Below are 13,280 nucleotides of genomic sequence, written 5' to 3'. Positions count from 1 at the left end.
GACACACGACGGGACTGGACGGGACTCGACGGGACACGACGGGACACAACGAGAAGCGGGCCACCGTTTCCGGTGGCCCGCTTCTTCACTGTGGAGCTATGGAGAATTGAACTCCAGACCTCCTGCATGCCATGCAGGCGCTCTACCAACTGAGCTATAGCCCCTTGTCTTGCCTGCCGCTTCCTGGCCCGTTTCCGGTTCCCCTTGGCGACATCCCAAACATTACACGGTGATGGCCCCGCTCCAAAAATCGGTTTCCGCGAGCCCCGGGCCATGTCCGTTTCGTGGCTGTTCGTCACATGACCCGACTCCCGGCTCCCGACGCGTCGCACGTCCCCGCGTCACGCACGGGCGAACTGGTAGAACCGCTTGAGCGTGCAGTGCTCGTCGAGCAGCCGCCCGTAGATCGGCTCGCCCTCCAGCTCGCGGTAGGTCTCGATCGGGTCGCCTTTTATGATCAGCGCCCGAGCGCATTCCTCGCACCAGTACTGGTAGTCGGAGTTGACGGGCTCCATGTCCCGCACGATCGGCGTGCCGTTGTTGCACCAGTCGCACCGCCGCCGGTGTGCACCCATCCGTCAGCGACTCCCTCCCGCGTCGGGCCGTCGTCGTCCCCCCTCCGGCCGTCCGATTCTGCCATGCCGGTGCCCGCTCGGGCAGCTGTGGACAAAAGCAAAGATCCCGCCCCCTGTTGGGGACGGGATCTTGATTGTGGAGCTATGGAGAATTGAACTCCAGACCTCCTGCATGCCATGCAGGCGCTCTACCAACTGAGCTATAGCCCCGCTCTCCGCGACGCTCCCCCCGTTTCCGGTGTTCTGCGCTGCGAACAAGAAGAACTCTAGCCTGTGACCAGCCGGAAAGTGAAATCCGGGTGGGAGCCGCTCCGAGGTGGGCTCAGTCGTCGTCGCCGAGCACCGGTTCGGGCAGCGTGCCGGCGTTGTGTTCCATCAGCCGCCAGCCGCGCGCGCCCTCGCCCAGCACGGACCAGCAGCAGTTGGAGAGCCCGCCAAGGCCCTCCCAGTAGTACGAGTCCAGGCCCAGCAGGCGGCCGATCGTCGTACGGATGGTGCCGCCGTGGCTGACCACCACGAGCGTGCCGCCCGGGGGCAGTCGGTCGGCGTGCTCCAGCACCACCGGCGCGGCCCGGTCGGCGACCTCGGTCTCCAGCTCGCCGCCACCTCGGCGGACCGCCTCGCCGCGCTTCCACGCCGCGTACTGGTCGCCGTACTTGTCCAGGATCTCGTCGTGCGTGAGGCCCTGCCATTCGCCGGCGTACGTCTCGCGCAGCGCCTCGTCGTGCGTCACCGCCAGACCCGTGACGGCCGCCAGCTCGGCAGCCGTGGCGGCGGCGCGCATCAGGTCCGAGGCGACGATGGCGTCGGGCTTCAGCGAGGCGAGCAGCCGGGCGGCGCGGCGCGCCTGCGCCACACCGGCCTCGGTCAGCTCGATGTCCGTGGAGCCCTGGAAGCGGCGCTCCAGGTTCCACGAGGTCTGGCCGTGCCGCCACAGGACGATCTTGCGGCTGGTCCGGCTGTTACCGCTGGTCGTACCGCCACCGGTCGTGCCGTCACCGGTCACACTGTCACCGGTCGTGCCGTCACCGGTCGTGCCGTCGTGGGTCGCGCTCAGAACAGATCACCGTCCAGTTCGTCGTCGCCCTGCGCGGCGCGCAGCGCGGCGTGCTCCTCGGCCTTGCCCTTGGTGAGCTTGGCGTCCTCGGGGAGGTCGATCTCGGGGCAGTCCTTCCACAGGCGCTCCAGCGCGTAGAAGACGCGCTCCTCGCTGTGCTGCACGTGGACGACGATGTCGATGTAGTCGAGCAGGATCCAGCGGGCGTCGCGGTCGCCCTCGCGGCGCACCGGCTTGGCGCCCAGCTCCTTCAGGAGCTTCTCCTCGATCTCGTCGACGATCGACTTGACCTGGCGGTCGTTGGGCGCCGAAGCGAGCAGGAAGGCGTCGGTGATCGACAGCACGTCGCTGACGTCGTACGCGATGATGTCGTGCGCGAGCCGGTCGGCCGCGGCCTGGGCGGCGGCGGTGATGAGCTCGATGGAGCGGTCCGTGGCGGTCACTGGCCATGCTTTCGGGTTGGCGGGCAGATCCTTACAAGGGTCTCATGTACCGCCGACACCGCCCGCGCGCAGCGTGCCGCGCGGGCGGAGCCGTACCCGACGGGCCCCGCCGCCGTAGGCGGCAGTAGGCCTCGGGAGGGGTCAGGACGGTTTGTAATCCTTGCCCAGCGTCACCACGATGTCCGCGTTCACCGCGTTCTCGGCCTTCTTCACGGCCGTCTCGGGCAGACCCAGCGTCTTGGCGACCTCGATCGCCTTGTCCCGCTGGGCGTCGTCCTGGTACGTGATCTGCGACGTGGGCACCGTCTTGTCGGCCTTGCCGCCGTCCACCAGGGTGTAGCCGCCGTTGAGCAGGGCCGCCTTCGCCGCCGTGTTCGTCTTGTCGTCACCGGTCGCGCCCTTCAGGCCGACCCGCGGCAGGGCCCCGGGCGGGGCCTCCGTGACCGAGCCGCCGAGGACCTCCTTGACGACCTTCTTGTTGGCGTCGTCCGTGAGGCCGCCGTCCGGCTTCACCCCGAGCAGGTCGGTGCGGTACGCGCCCACCTTGGCGTGCTCGCCGAGCTTGGAGAGCAGCGCGCCCAGCGTCTGCGCGTTCAGCGCCGGGTCCAGGATCTGCCCGGTGGTCTCCACCGTCATCGCCGCCGACTTCGGATCGCTCGGCACCTTGCGCAGCAGGCCCAGCAGGACCTTGCCGAGCCGGTCCAGCTGCTTGGCCTCCGGCTCGCCCGGCGCCCGGTAGGTGGCGTACGCGACGGCCATCGCCCCGCTGAGGCTCTGCTTCGGGCCCTTGCCGACGGCGGGCACCTTCGCCGCGTCGTCCGCCGGGACGGCCACGTCGGTGTCGACCTCGATGCCGCTGACCAGGTCGACGAAGGTCTCCAGGAAGGGGGTGTCCAGGCGCCAGGTGCCGCCGATGCGGGTGCCGAAGACCGAGTCCAGGGATTCCCGTACGCCCAGGCCCCCGTCCGCGACGGCCTTGCCCAGCTGGGCGGTGGTGCCGTCGTCCTTGGAGACGTTCAGGGTGTTCGGCACCAGGACGGTGGCGCCCTGCTTGGTGGTCACGTTGTCGACGAGCAGCGCCGTGGAGGTACCGCCCTTCCGGGTGTTGTGCAGGTGTACGACGATCATGTCGCGCTTCTGCGGACCCGAGGCGGTCGCGCCCGTCGACGCCTTGCCGGGAGCCTCCAGGAACGGCAGCTTGCCCGCGTACCAGAGGTAGCCGAGGCCCGCGACGACGAAGAGGGCCAGCACGACGATCAGCGCCACCACCCGGTTGCGCCCGCGCCGGCGGGCCTCCTCGCGGCGCTCGGTCCGGCTCTCGGTGAAGGCGAGCCAGTCGATGACGTCCTCGGACTCCTCGTCCTCCTGGTCGATGAAGGCGAACTGCTCGGTGCGGTACGAGGGCCCCTGCCCCTGCTCCTGCGCGCCCGGCCCCTCGGCCCGGCGCGGCTCCGGGACCTGCGCGGCGGCGGGACGGAACTCCGGCTCGGGCGCGGGAGCCCGCACGGGCGCCTGCGGCGGGGCCTCGGGGGCGGCCTGCTGCGGGATCCACTGCTGGGTGGCCTGGGTGTCGTACTGCGGGACGCCCTGGGTGTCGTACCCGTACTGCGGGGCCTGGGAGGCCTGCGGGTACTGCTGCTGCGGCTGCTGCGGGTAGTACTGCGGGGCCGGCTGCTGGGGCTGCGGGGCCTGCTGCCCGCCGTAGCCCTGGTAGTCGTAGCCGTAGCCCTGCTCGTACTGCTGCTGTTGCTGATGCTGATGCTGCTCATAGGGGGGCGCCGGGTCGGGGGCGGGCTGCGCGGGCACCTGGCCGTACACCGGCCGCCCGTACACGTCGTAGCCGACGAGCTGCTGCTCCTGGCCGGCATACGGGTCGTACGGCTCGTGTCGGTCGTTCACCGCGGGGCCCCTCTCTCCGGAAGCTCAGGCTCCCCGGTACAGCTCACGCTTGTCGATGTAACGGACCACGCCGTCGGGCACGAGGTACCAGACAGGATCCCCCTTGGCCACGCGTGCACGGCAGTCCGTGGACGAAATGGCCAGCGCCGGAACCTCCACGAGGGAGACGCCTCCCTCGGGCAGTCCGTCGTCGGTGAGCACGTGGCCCGGCCGGGTGACGCCGATGAAGTGCGCGAGGGCGAAGAGCTCCTCGGCGTTCCGCCAGGTCAGGATCTGCGCGAGGGCGTCGGCGCCGGTGATGAAGAAGAGGTCGGCGTCGTCGTTGAGGGCGCTGAGGTCCCTCAGGGTATCGATCGTGTAAGTCGGGCCGCCGCGGTCGATGTCGATGCGGCTCACCGAGAACTGCGGGTTCGAGGCGGTCGCGATGACCGTCATCAGATACCGGTCCTCGGCGGACGACACGGCCCGCTGCGACTTCTGCCACGGCTCGCCGGTCGGTACGAACATCACCTCGTCGAGGTGGAACAGCGCGGCCACCTCACTGGCGGCCACCAGGTGTCCGTGGTGGATCGGGTCGAATGTCCCGCCCATCACGCCGAGCCTGCGCTTGACCGGGCCGGTAGGCATTTCCTGCTCTCCCATGAGCGCAGAGCCTACTGGCCCGGTGGCGCGGCAGGGACCCGCCTACGGGCTCGTACTCGGCGTACTGAGTAATCGGGGGTTTCGAGGCTTCAGCGGTCCCGGTTCAGGCGCGTGGTGACCCACAGCAGCAGCAGCAGGATGCCGAAGGCGGCGCCACCGGTCAGGTACGGGCTCAGGCTGTCGTGGTTGCCGCCGTGCTTCTCGGCTCCCTCGGAGGCGAGGACGACCAGGTTGTGGGCGGTGGAGGCGAGGCTCATCAGGCAGGTACCTATCGAGTCGGGGAGCGGGCGGAGATTTCGCTCACATCGTATGCGGGGGCCTGGGGCACGCTCACGTCGACTCAGGCGTTGGAGAGGATAGACGGGCGGGCGGCCGCACACACCAACGGGGAGGGCGCTATGACAGGGACGGGCTTCGACAAGGCACCGGCGCGGGACCGAAAGAGGTTCCCCGGTATTTCCTCACGGGCGTACGAGCATCCGGCGGACCGGTCCGCGCTCGTGGCCCTGCGCAAGCTGACCGGCTTCGACACGGTCTTCAAGGCACTGAGCGGGCTGCTGCCCGAGCGCAGTCTGCGCCTGCTCTTCCTGTCTGACTCCGTCCGGGTGGGTGAGACGCAGTTCCCGCACCTGCACGCGATGCTCCTGGACGCCTGCTACATCCTGGACCTGGAGAAGGTCCCGCAGATGTACGTGCAGCAGGACCCGAAGCCCAATGCCATGTGCATCGGGCTGGACGAGCCGATCATCGTGGTCACCACGGCCCTCGTCGAGCTCCTCGACGAGGAGGAGATGCGGGCGGTGGTGGGCCACGAGGTGGGCCACGCCCTGTCGGGGCACGCCGTGTACCGCACGATCCTGCTGTTCCTGACGACCCTGGCGCTCAAGGTCGCGTGGATCCCGCTGGGCAATGTGGCGATCATGGGGCTCGTGACGGCGCTGCGCGAGTGGTTCCGCAAGTCGGAGCTGTCCGCGGACCGCGCGGGGCTGCTGGTGGGGCAGGACGTGCACGCCTCGATGCGCGGACTGATGAAGCTCGCGGGCGGCAACCACCTCCACGAGATGAATGTCGACGCCTTCCTCGCCCAGGCCGAGGAGTACGAGCAGGGCGGCGACCTGCGCGACTCCGTGCTGAAGATCCTCAACCTGCTGCCCCGGACGCACCCCTTCACGACGGTGCGGGCGGCCGAGCTGAAGAAGTGGTCGCAGAACCGGGACCACCAGCGGATCATGGACGGCCACTACCCGCGGCGCGAGGACGACAAGGACACCTCGGTGACCGACTCCTTCCGGCAGTCCGCCGCGCACTACGCCGACACGGTGCGCACGAGCAAGGACCCGCTGATGAAGCTGGTCGGCGACATCGCCGGCGGTACGGCGGACCTCGGCGGCAAGCTGCGGGACCGGTTCACGGGCGCCGCGGGCGGCGCTTCGGGCTCAGGCGGCAGCGGCAGCGGCAGCGGCGAGGACCGGGGTACCGGCAAGGACACCGGCAAGGGCGGGGCTACGGAGCAGGGCTGACGCCCTCCCCCGGTGACTCCGCCGGTTTCTCCGTCGGCGCGAGCATCCCGCACAGCCCGGCCGTGCGGCGCGGACTGCCGCTGGCGTACGGGTCGGTCGCGGCCGGGCCGGTGGTGGTCGGCCCGGCGCCGGCCGTCAGCGGGCGGAAACCTCCGGCCGGGTCGGCGGAGCAGGCCTGCGGGCCCGCCATCACGTAGGCCGAGACGAGTTCCGCCCGCCGGGCGGCGAGGTCGTCGCGGTCGAAGCGCAGCCGCAGCTCGCGGCGGACGGTGAAGAGCGAGGCCCCGTCCGCCGTGGCCGGCTGACCGGTGGCGGGGCGCACGGCGTAGACGAAGGTGTGGTCGGAGGTCACCTCCAGCGCGTTCGGCGCCACCTCCGCGGCGGCGAGGACCCCGCTGACCCGGACCCGGGTGTCGGCCACCACCGCGGTGGCCGGGTCGAAGCGGACCAGCCAGCCGGTGACGGCGTGCCGCCCGTTGCCGGACGGCGCGAGCATGCTCTGGTCGAACTGCGTCAACTGGTCGGGGTCGAGCAGGACGCGCACCGGCCGGGAGGCCTCGCCCGACAGCACGTCGGGGTCCAGCGAGGACTGCACCAGGTAGTCCTTGGCGATGGTCAGCGCGGCCTGGACCTGCTCCTCGCTGAAGTGGCGGGTACGGCGCACGCCGGGGAAGTTGATCCCGGCCGCCCCGATGCGGTACTGCGCCGCCGGACTGTGCGCGTACAGGTCGGCGGGCCGGCCGCCCGGCACGGGCTCGGAGGGCGCGAGCGGGACGACGGTGCTGCTCATCGCCTCGGCCGGGTCTCCGGCGGACGGCACGTAGGGGTTGCGCAGGCCCATGTAGACGGCGCCGGCGAGCGCCAGGGTGATGCACAGCACGATGATCCGGCCCTGCCGGGCCGCCCCGCCGGAGCCGCTGCGGGATCCCGGATGGCCTGTGCCGCTCGACCAGATCGAGCGGCTCCGGACGGCGCGGGCGTGCTCGCCCATGCGCTCCTGTGCGGAGAACTCCTGGAGCCGGGCAGCCCGGACGAAGTCCTCGTCGAACACCACCGACCGGTACTCGTCGGCCCGGAACTCGTCGTCGGCCCCGCCGGCACCCTCGGGGGTGCCGTTCGGCGGATCTCCTGGCATGGCCATCGCTTCTCCCCGCTGTCCCCGCTCCAGAGAAGCCCCCGCTCCGTCGATGGGGAGCGGGGTCGTACCTTCAGGGTTGGCGGCTGACGCGGTCCATAAACGCTCCGGCGCCGGCGACTTCACCCATCGGAGTGCTGGCGGGGGCCGGAGCCGGCTCCGCATCGCTCGCCGCGCTGCGGTACACGGCGCTGAAGGCGAGCGCGATCATGCCGAGGCCCATCACGAAGGCGAGCACCCAGGCGACCGGGCGCAGCCACGGAGAGCGGCCGCGGTAGGGGCGCAGGCTGCCGCCGTAGGCACCGTACGGGCCTTCCCCGGAACCGGCTCCGTAGCCGTGACCGTGGTCCCAGCCGGAGTCCTCGGAGTGGTGGCCCTCGGCGCCGCCGTAGGCGTACGCGTCGTAGTCCTCGTCGCCCGTCCAGCCGCCGGCAAAGGCCGCGCGGGCGGCCTCGGCCGCCTCGGCGCGCGCCCGGTCGCCGGCCCGCTGGCGCTCCGCGGCGCTCGGTTCACGGATCTCGGCGTTCCGGACGAAGTCCTCGTCGAACACCACGGAGGCGAAGTCCTTGTCCGCGCCTCCGCGGTCGTCTGCATGTTCTTCGGGGGTCCCGTCGTCCGGGAACGGATTGCCCCCCACGTCGTCCGGCACGAGACCAGCGTAGACCTGAGGGACACGTTTGGGCAGGGTGTAGGCCGAAATCCGGCCACACCGTGTTCAGAGGTTCACTACCGTACGTGACCGTCGCCGGTGACGATGTACTTGGTGGAGGTGAGCTCGGGAAGCCCCATCGGGCCCCGGGCGTGCAGCTTCTGCGTGGAGATGCCGATCTCCGCGCCGAAGCCGAACTGACCACCGTCCGTGAACCGGGTGGACGCGTTCACGGCGACCGTGGTCGAGTCGACCAGCTGGGTGAAGAGGCGCGCGGCGGCCTGCGAGGTGGTGACGATCGCCTCGGTGTGGCCGGAGGTCCAGCGTCGGATGTGGGCGACGGCGTCGTCGAGGGAATCGACGACGCCCGCGGCGATGTCGTACGAGAGGTACTCGGCGGCCCAGTCCTCGTCGGTGGCGGCCAGCGCGGTGACCTTGGAGTCCTCCGCGTACGCGAGCACCCGCTCGTCGCCGTGGACGGTCACGCCGGCGTCGGCGAGCGCGTCCAGGGCCAGGGGCAGGAAGGCGTCGGCGATGTCCCGGTGGACGAGCAGGGTCTCCGCGGAGTTGCAGACGGAGGGGCGCTGGGCCTTGGAGTTGACGAGGATGTCCACGGCCATGGCCAGGTCGGCCTGGGCGTCCACGTAGACGTGGCAGTTGCCGGTACCGGTCTCGATGACCGGGACGATGGATTCCTCGACCACGGTCTTGATGAGCGAGGCACCGCCGCGCGGGATGAGGACGTCCACGAGGCCGCGGGCGCGCATCAGCTCGCGGACGGAGTCGCGGGACTCGCCCGGTACGAGCTGGATGGCGTCGGCGGGGAGACCGGCCGACACGATGGCGTCGCGCAGGATGCCGACGAGGGCGGTGTTGGAGGCGTAGGCCGAGGAGGAGCCGCGCAGGAGGACGGCGTTGCCGGACTTCAGGCAGAGGGCGGCGGCGTCGACGGTGACGTTGGGGCGGGCCTCGTAGATGATGCCGACGACGCCGAGCGGGACGCGGATCTGGCGCAGGTCGATGCCGTTGGGGAGCGTGGAGCCGCGGACGACCTCGCCGACGGGGTCGGGCAGGGCCGCGACGTCGCGGACGTCGGAGGCGATGGCCGCGATGCGGTCGGGGGTGAGGGTGAGGCGGTCGATGACCGTCTCGCTGGTCCCGGCGGCGGCCGCCTTCGCCGTGTCGACGGCGTTGGCCTCGACGATCTCGGCCGTACGGGCCTCCAGCGCGTCCGCGATGGCCAGCAGGGCCTTGTCCTTGGCGGACCGCGGGAGCGGGGCGATGGCCGCGGCGGCGGTCCGGGCGGCTTGCGCGGTGGCGATCACGGGTGAGGTCGTGGCATCGAGCGAGGTCATGCCGCCAGGGTAATCCCCGCCCACCCCTGGGCCGATGGGGTTCCACCCCGCGAGACGCCCGCCCTCTTTGACGCGCCGCTCGCGCGGTGCGGCCCTGGGGGGCCTTAACGGCTTCGCCTCGCTGCGCGGGACTCCGTCCGGCAGTGGTCGGGCGGGGCTGCCGCCACCGCCGTCCCGGCGCGGGCCCGGTGGGGCGGGTGCGGGTGGTTCGGCCCTGCGGGGCTTGTCCCCTACCCACCCTTCCACCATCCCCCAGACTCCGTCCGGGGGGACCCCCAGCCGGGCGCTGCCCGGACCCCGGGCCTCAAACGCCGGACGGGCTGAAGAGCAGGGGTACCGGGCTGCGCCCGGACCCCCTGGGGCTCCGCCCCAGACCCCGCGCCTCAAACACCGGCGGGGCTGGATTTGGCTGACGCCGCACGCGGGAACGGGTCCGGGGCGGAGCCCCGGGGAACGGGCGAAGGGCGGGTAGGGGACCCAGCCCCGCAGGGCCGACCCACCCGCACACGCCCCCCAGCCCCACGCCGAGACGGCAGTGGCCGCAGCCCCGACCAGCCACCGCCGGACGGAGTCCGGCGCAGCGGCGCGAAGCCCGGGAAGCGCGCCAGCGCTGAGCGGTGCGAGCGCCGCGTCAATAAGGGTGCACGCCCACGGGGTGGGCCGGGGGTGGGCCGTAGCCTTCGGCCACGCGTTGGTGGTAGGTGGCTCGGTCGATGACTTCGAGGCCGACGATCTCCCAGGGCGGAAGCTTCGCCGAGGACCGGTGTTCCCCCCAGAGCCGCAGCGCCACGGCCGCCGCGTCGTGGAGGTCGCGGGCTTCCTCCCAGTAGCGGATCTCGGCGTGGTCGTCGGCGTAGCGGCTGGTCAGCAGGAAGGGGTGGTCATGGGCCAGCTGCTCCAGCCCGCGGCGTACGTCGCACAGCGGCGCGGGCTTCCCGGAGACGCTCAGGGTGATGTGCCAAAGACGCGAGGCGTCCTGGTCCTCCCCGCTCCCGCCGACGTCACCGTCCCCGGTGCCGACGCTGGTCAGCGCTCGTCTCACCAGCCGCCTCCTTGTCTGCGCTACGCGTGTCCGCCCCTCACAGTTGACCAGTCCTCGGCCCACCGCGCGGCGGTTTTACGTAAACCTCAGCCCTGCAGCAGGACCAGATCGTCGCGGTGGACGACCTCCCGCTCGTACTCGGGTCCGAGTTCCCGGGCGAGCTCGCGGGTGGAGCGGCCGAGGAGCTGCGGGAGCTCCTTGGCGTCGAAGTTGACGAGGCCGCGCGCCACCGCCCGGCCGTCGGCCGCGCGCAGTTCCACGGGGTCCCCGGCGACGAAGTCGCCCTCGACCGCGGCGATCCCGGCGGGCAGCAGCGAGCTGCCGCGTTCGGTCACCGCGCGGACGGCGCCGTCGTCCAGGACCAGGTGTCCCTGGGGGGTCGAAGCGTGCTGGAGCCAGAGCAGCCGGTCCGTGGAGCGGCGTCCGGTGGAGTGGAAGAGCGTGCCGGTCGCCCGTCCGGCCAGGGCGTCCGCGGCCTGGCTGGCCGAGGTCAGGACGACCGGGATGCCGGCCGCGGCGGCGATGCGCGCCGCCTCTACCTTGGTGGCCATGCCGCCGGTGCCGACGCCCGCCTTGCCCACGCTGCCGATGGTGACGTGGGCGATGTCCTCGGGGCCGCGCACCTCGTCGATGCGGCTGGTGCCGGGCTGGGACGGGTCCCCGTCGTAGAGGCCGTCCACGTCCGAGAGCAGGACGAGGAGGTCGGCGCGGACCAGGTGGGCCACGAGCGCGGCGAGGCGGTCGTTGTCGCCGAAGCGGATCTCGTCGGTGGCGACGGTGTCGTTCTCGTTGACGACGGGCAGCGCCCCCATGGCCAGGAGCTGGTCCAGGGTCCGGTAGGCGTTGCGGTAGTGCGCGCGCCGGCTCGTGTCGTCGGTGGTCAGGAGCACCTGGCCGACGCGTACGCCGTACCGGGCGAAGGAGGCCGTGTAGCGGGCGACGAGGAGGCCCTGGCCGACGCTCGCGGCAGCCTGCTGGCGGGCCAGGTCGGTGGGGCGGCGGCGCAGGCCGAGCGGGGAGAGTCCGGCGGCGATGGCTCCGCTGGAGACCAGCACGATCTCCTTCTCGCCGCCGCTGCGCGCCTTGGCCAGTACGTCGACCAGCGCGTCCACCCGGTCGGCGTCGAGTCCGCCGGCCGCCGTGGTCAGGGAGGAGGAGCCGACCTTGACCACGATCCTGCGCGCGTCGAGCACACCCTGCCTAGCCGCTGACACTTCTGTCCCCTGCCCCTTGACCCGACCTGTGAACCTGCCCGCCCAATCTACGGGGTGCCCGGACCGGGACGCCCTCCGGTTTCAGACCGTGGACGCGCTGTGGGTCTGCTCCGGCTCCCCGGCCGCTCCGGCCGTCCCCGGAATGAGGATCTTGCGGGAGAGGACGAAGGTGAAGGGGATGGCCACGACGGCCGCGACGAGCGGCGCGATCTTGGTGTTCATGCCGGCCCAGGTCACCAGGGCGTAGAGGCCCGCGGACTGGATCACGTAGTTCGTGATGTTGGTCAGCGGGAAGAGCAGGAACTTCTTCCAGGTCGGCCGGGTCCGGTAGGTGAAGTACGTGTTCATGAAGAACGAGCCGACCATCGCCAGTACGAAGGCGAGGGAGTACGCGGCGAAGTACGGCATCCACGGGTGCAGGACCAGGTAGAGCAGGAAGAAGGTCCCGGTGTTGACCCCGCCGACCAGGCCGAACCGGATGATCTGGCCCAGCTTGGCCTTCCGGTCGGCGGCGGGCTGAGCACTCGGCTGCCCGCTCGGCCGCTCGTCCGGCTGCCCGCTGAGCCGCCCCGGCTGCCCGTCCGTCGTGTGTGACATCAGTTGCTTCGCTCCGCGACCACGGCCTGGGCCTCGGACCGCAGCGCGTCCCGGGCGTCCCGGGCGTCCCGGGCGTCCGTGGAGCCGGCCGCCCGGTCGGCGCCGTGCGCCTCCTTCACCAGGAAGTGCGGCCTGCGCTTGGTCTCGTAGTAGATGCGGCCGATGTACTCGCCGATCAGGCCCAGCATGATCATCTGAACGCCGCCCAGGCCCGCGATCAGCGCGACGATCGTGACGTAGCCCGGGGACTCCACCCCGTTGGTCATCGCCATGACGGCGATGAACAGGGCGTAGAGCACCGTCAGGGCCACCAGCGACACGCCCGACCAGATGCCGATGCGCAGCGGCCGGTTGTTGAAGGAGATGAGCCCGTCCATGCCGTAGTTCAGCAGGGCGCCGAACTTCCACTTCGTCTCGCCGGCCTCGCGCTGCGCGTTGCGGTAGTCGAAGTGGACCGTGTCGAAACCGATCCAGGAGAAGAGACCCTTGGAGAAGCGGTTGTACTCGGGCAGCGACAGCAGCGCGTCCACGGCCGGGCGGGACAGCAGCCGGAAGTCGCCGACGCCGTCGGTGAGCTCCACGTCGACCCAGCGGTTGATGCCCCGGTAGTAGAGGCGGCTCAGCGCCGTGCGGACCTTCTTGTCCCCTTCACGGGTGCGGCGGGCGATGATCTGGTCATGGCCCAGCCGGTAGTAGTCGAGCATGGTGGCGATGAGCTCCGGCGGGTGCTGGAGGTCCGCGTCCATGATGACCACCGCGTCGCCGGTCGCCTCGCGCAGGCCGGCGAGCATGCCCGCCTCCTTGCCGAAGTTGCGGCTGAAGGAGACGTAGCGGGTCTGGTCGGAGTACTGCGCCGCGATCTTGCGGAGTTTGCCAAGGGTTCCGTCACGGCTACCGTCGTCGACGTAGCACACCTCGTACTCGACGGGCAGCGCGTCCAGGACCTTGCGAATCTCCGTGTCGAAGCTGTCGATGACGGCTTCTTCGTTGTAGCAAGGGACTACTACAGACAGCTTCATGCACACTTCCTGCGGTCCGAACGGGTGATTTACGGCGACCGGACCTGCCACTCACCTCTTCGTTAGAAGTATGCACGGCGGTGGCCGCCCTGCCGGGCACGCGTGCGGCACAGGGTAGCTTTGACGGGATAAA

Annotated in this window: 14 protein-coding genes and 2 tRNA genes; 1 reads left to right on the top strand and 15 read right to left on the bottom strand. The window is 71.0% G+C overall.

The window, feature by feature from the left end; translation table 11 throughout:
• Positions 1–91: 91 nt before the first annotated feature.
• The 8 genes from OG730_RS27775 to OG730_RS27740 form a co-directional block, all read right to left on the bottom strand.
• Positions 92–164, bottom strand: a tRNA-Ala gene (locus tag OG730_RS27775).
• A gap of 177 nt (positions 165–341) precedes the next feature.
• A complete protein-coding gene (locus tag OG730_RS27770; protein ID WP_073915042.1) occupies positions 342–575 on the bottom strand; it encodes a hypothetical protein in 234 nt (77 codons plus the stop codon).
• Between the two features lie 137 nt (positions 576–712).
• Positions 713–785: transfer RNA gene (locus OG730_RS27765), tRNA-Ala, on the bottom strand.
• A gap of 112 nt (positions 786–897) precedes the next feature.
• Positions 898–1,581: a histidine phosphatase family protein gene (locus tag OG730_RS27760; protein ID WP_327306789.1), complete on the bottom strand. Its 684-nt coding sequence runs from the start codon at positions 1,579–1,581 to the stop codon at positions 898–900.
• A 47-nt stretch (positions 1,582–1,628) separates the two neighbouring features.
• On the bottom strand, positions 1,629–2,075 hold the full coding sequence (rsfS, locus tag OG730_RS27755) for a ribosome silencing factor (protein WP_250739445.1): 447 nt from the start codon (positions 2,073–2,075) through the stop codon (positions 1,629–1,631).
• A gap of 141 nt (positions 2,076–2,216) precedes the next feature.
• Positions 2,217–3,974, bottom strand: coding sequence for a LytR C-terminal domain-containing protein (locus tag OG730_RS27750; protein ID WP_327306788.1), 1,758 nt, complete (start codon positions 3,972–3,974; stop codon positions 2,217–2,219).
• Positions 3,975–3,998: 24 nt separating this feature from the next.
• On the bottom strand, positions 3,999–4,616 hold the full coding sequence (gene nadD / locus OG730_RS27745) for a nicotinate-nucleotide adenylyltransferase (RefSeq protein ID WP_243334788.1): 618 nt from the start codon (positions 4,614–4,616) through the stop codon (positions 3,999–4,001).
• 89 nt (positions 4,617–4,705) lie between these two features.
• The gene (locus OG730_RS27740; protein WP_267753255.1) at positions 4,706–4,873 is read right to left on the bottom strand and encodes a hypothetical protein; all 168 of its coding nucleotides are present in this window, start codon (positions 4,871–4,873) and stop codon (positions 4,706–4,708) included.
• A gap of 141 nt (positions 4,874–5,014) precedes the next feature.
• On the opposite strand from OG730_RS27740, the gene OG730_RS27735 reads away from it, so the two are divergent.
• On the top strand, positions 5,015–6,136 hold the full coding sequence (locus OG730_RS27735; protein ID WP_327306787.1) for a M48 family metallopeptidase: 1,122 nt from the start codon (positions 5,015–5,017) through the stop codon (positions 6,134–6,136).
• On the opposite strand, the gene OG730_RS27730 is transcribed toward OG730_RS27735, so the two are convergent.
• From OG730_RS27730 to OG730_RS27700, 7 genes are all read right to left on the bottom strand, one after another.
• A complete protein-coding gene (locus OG730_RS27730) occupies positions 6,120–7,277 on the bottom strand; it encodes an SCO2583 family membrane protein (RefSeq protein WP_327306786.1) in 1,158 nt (385 codons plus the stop codon). The two genes, OG730_RS27735 and OG730_RS27730, sit on opposite strands and share 17 nt — an antisense overlap.
• Positions 7,278–7,344: 67 nt before the next feature.
• Complete coding sequence (locus OG730_RS27725) at positions 7,345–7,920, bottom strand: SCO2584 family spore wall biosynthesis protein (RefSeq protein WP_327306785.1); 576 nt, start codon at positions 7,918–7,920, stop codon at positions 7,345–7,347.
• Positions 7,921–7,997: 77 nt separating this feature from the next.
• Entirely contained in the window at positions 7,998–9,275 is a 1,278-nt protein-coding gene (locus tag OG730_RS27720; protein ID WP_327306784.1) for a glutamate-5-semialdehyde dehydrogenase, read from the bottom strand.
• Between the two features lie 631 nt (positions 9,276–9,906).
• Positions 9,907–10,305: a DUF8830 family protein gene (locus tag OG730_RS27715; RefSeq protein WP_327309446.1), complete on the bottom strand. Its 399-nt coding sequence runs from the start codon at positions 10,303–10,305 to the stop codon at positions 9,907–9,909.
• Positions 10,306–10,403: 98 nt separating this feature from the next.
• A complete protein-coding gene (gene proB / locus OG730_RS27710) occupies positions 10,404–11,531 on the bottom strand; it encodes a glutamate 5-kinase (protein ID WP_327306783.1) in 1,128 nt (375 codons plus the stop codon).
• An 81-nt stretch (positions 11,532–11,612) separates the two neighbouring features.
• On the bottom strand, positions 11,613–12,128 hold the full coding sequence (locus OG730_RS27705) for a GtrA family protein (RefSeq protein WP_327306782.1): 516 nt from the start codon (positions 12,126–12,128) through the stop codon (positions 11,613–11,615).
• Positions 12,128–13,147: a glycosyltransferase family 2 protein gene (locus OG730_RS27700; RefSeq protein WP_327306781.1), complete on the bottom strand. Its 1,020-nt coding sequence runs from the start codon at positions 13,145–13,147 to the stop codon at positions 12,128–12,130. The genes OG730_RS27705 and OG730_RS27700 overlap by 1 nt, the downstream gene beginning before the upstream one ends.
• Positions 13,148–13,280: the final 133 nt, after the last annotated feature.

This window comes from Streptomyces sp. NBC_01298 (assembly GCF_035978755.1).
Taxonomy (GTDB): Bacteria; Actinomycetota; Actinomycetes; order Streptomycetales; family Streptomycetaceae; genus Streptomyces.
The sequence above is the reverse complement of the archived record's forward strand: the minus strand, read 5'-3'. Positions and strand labels throughout refer to the sequence as shown.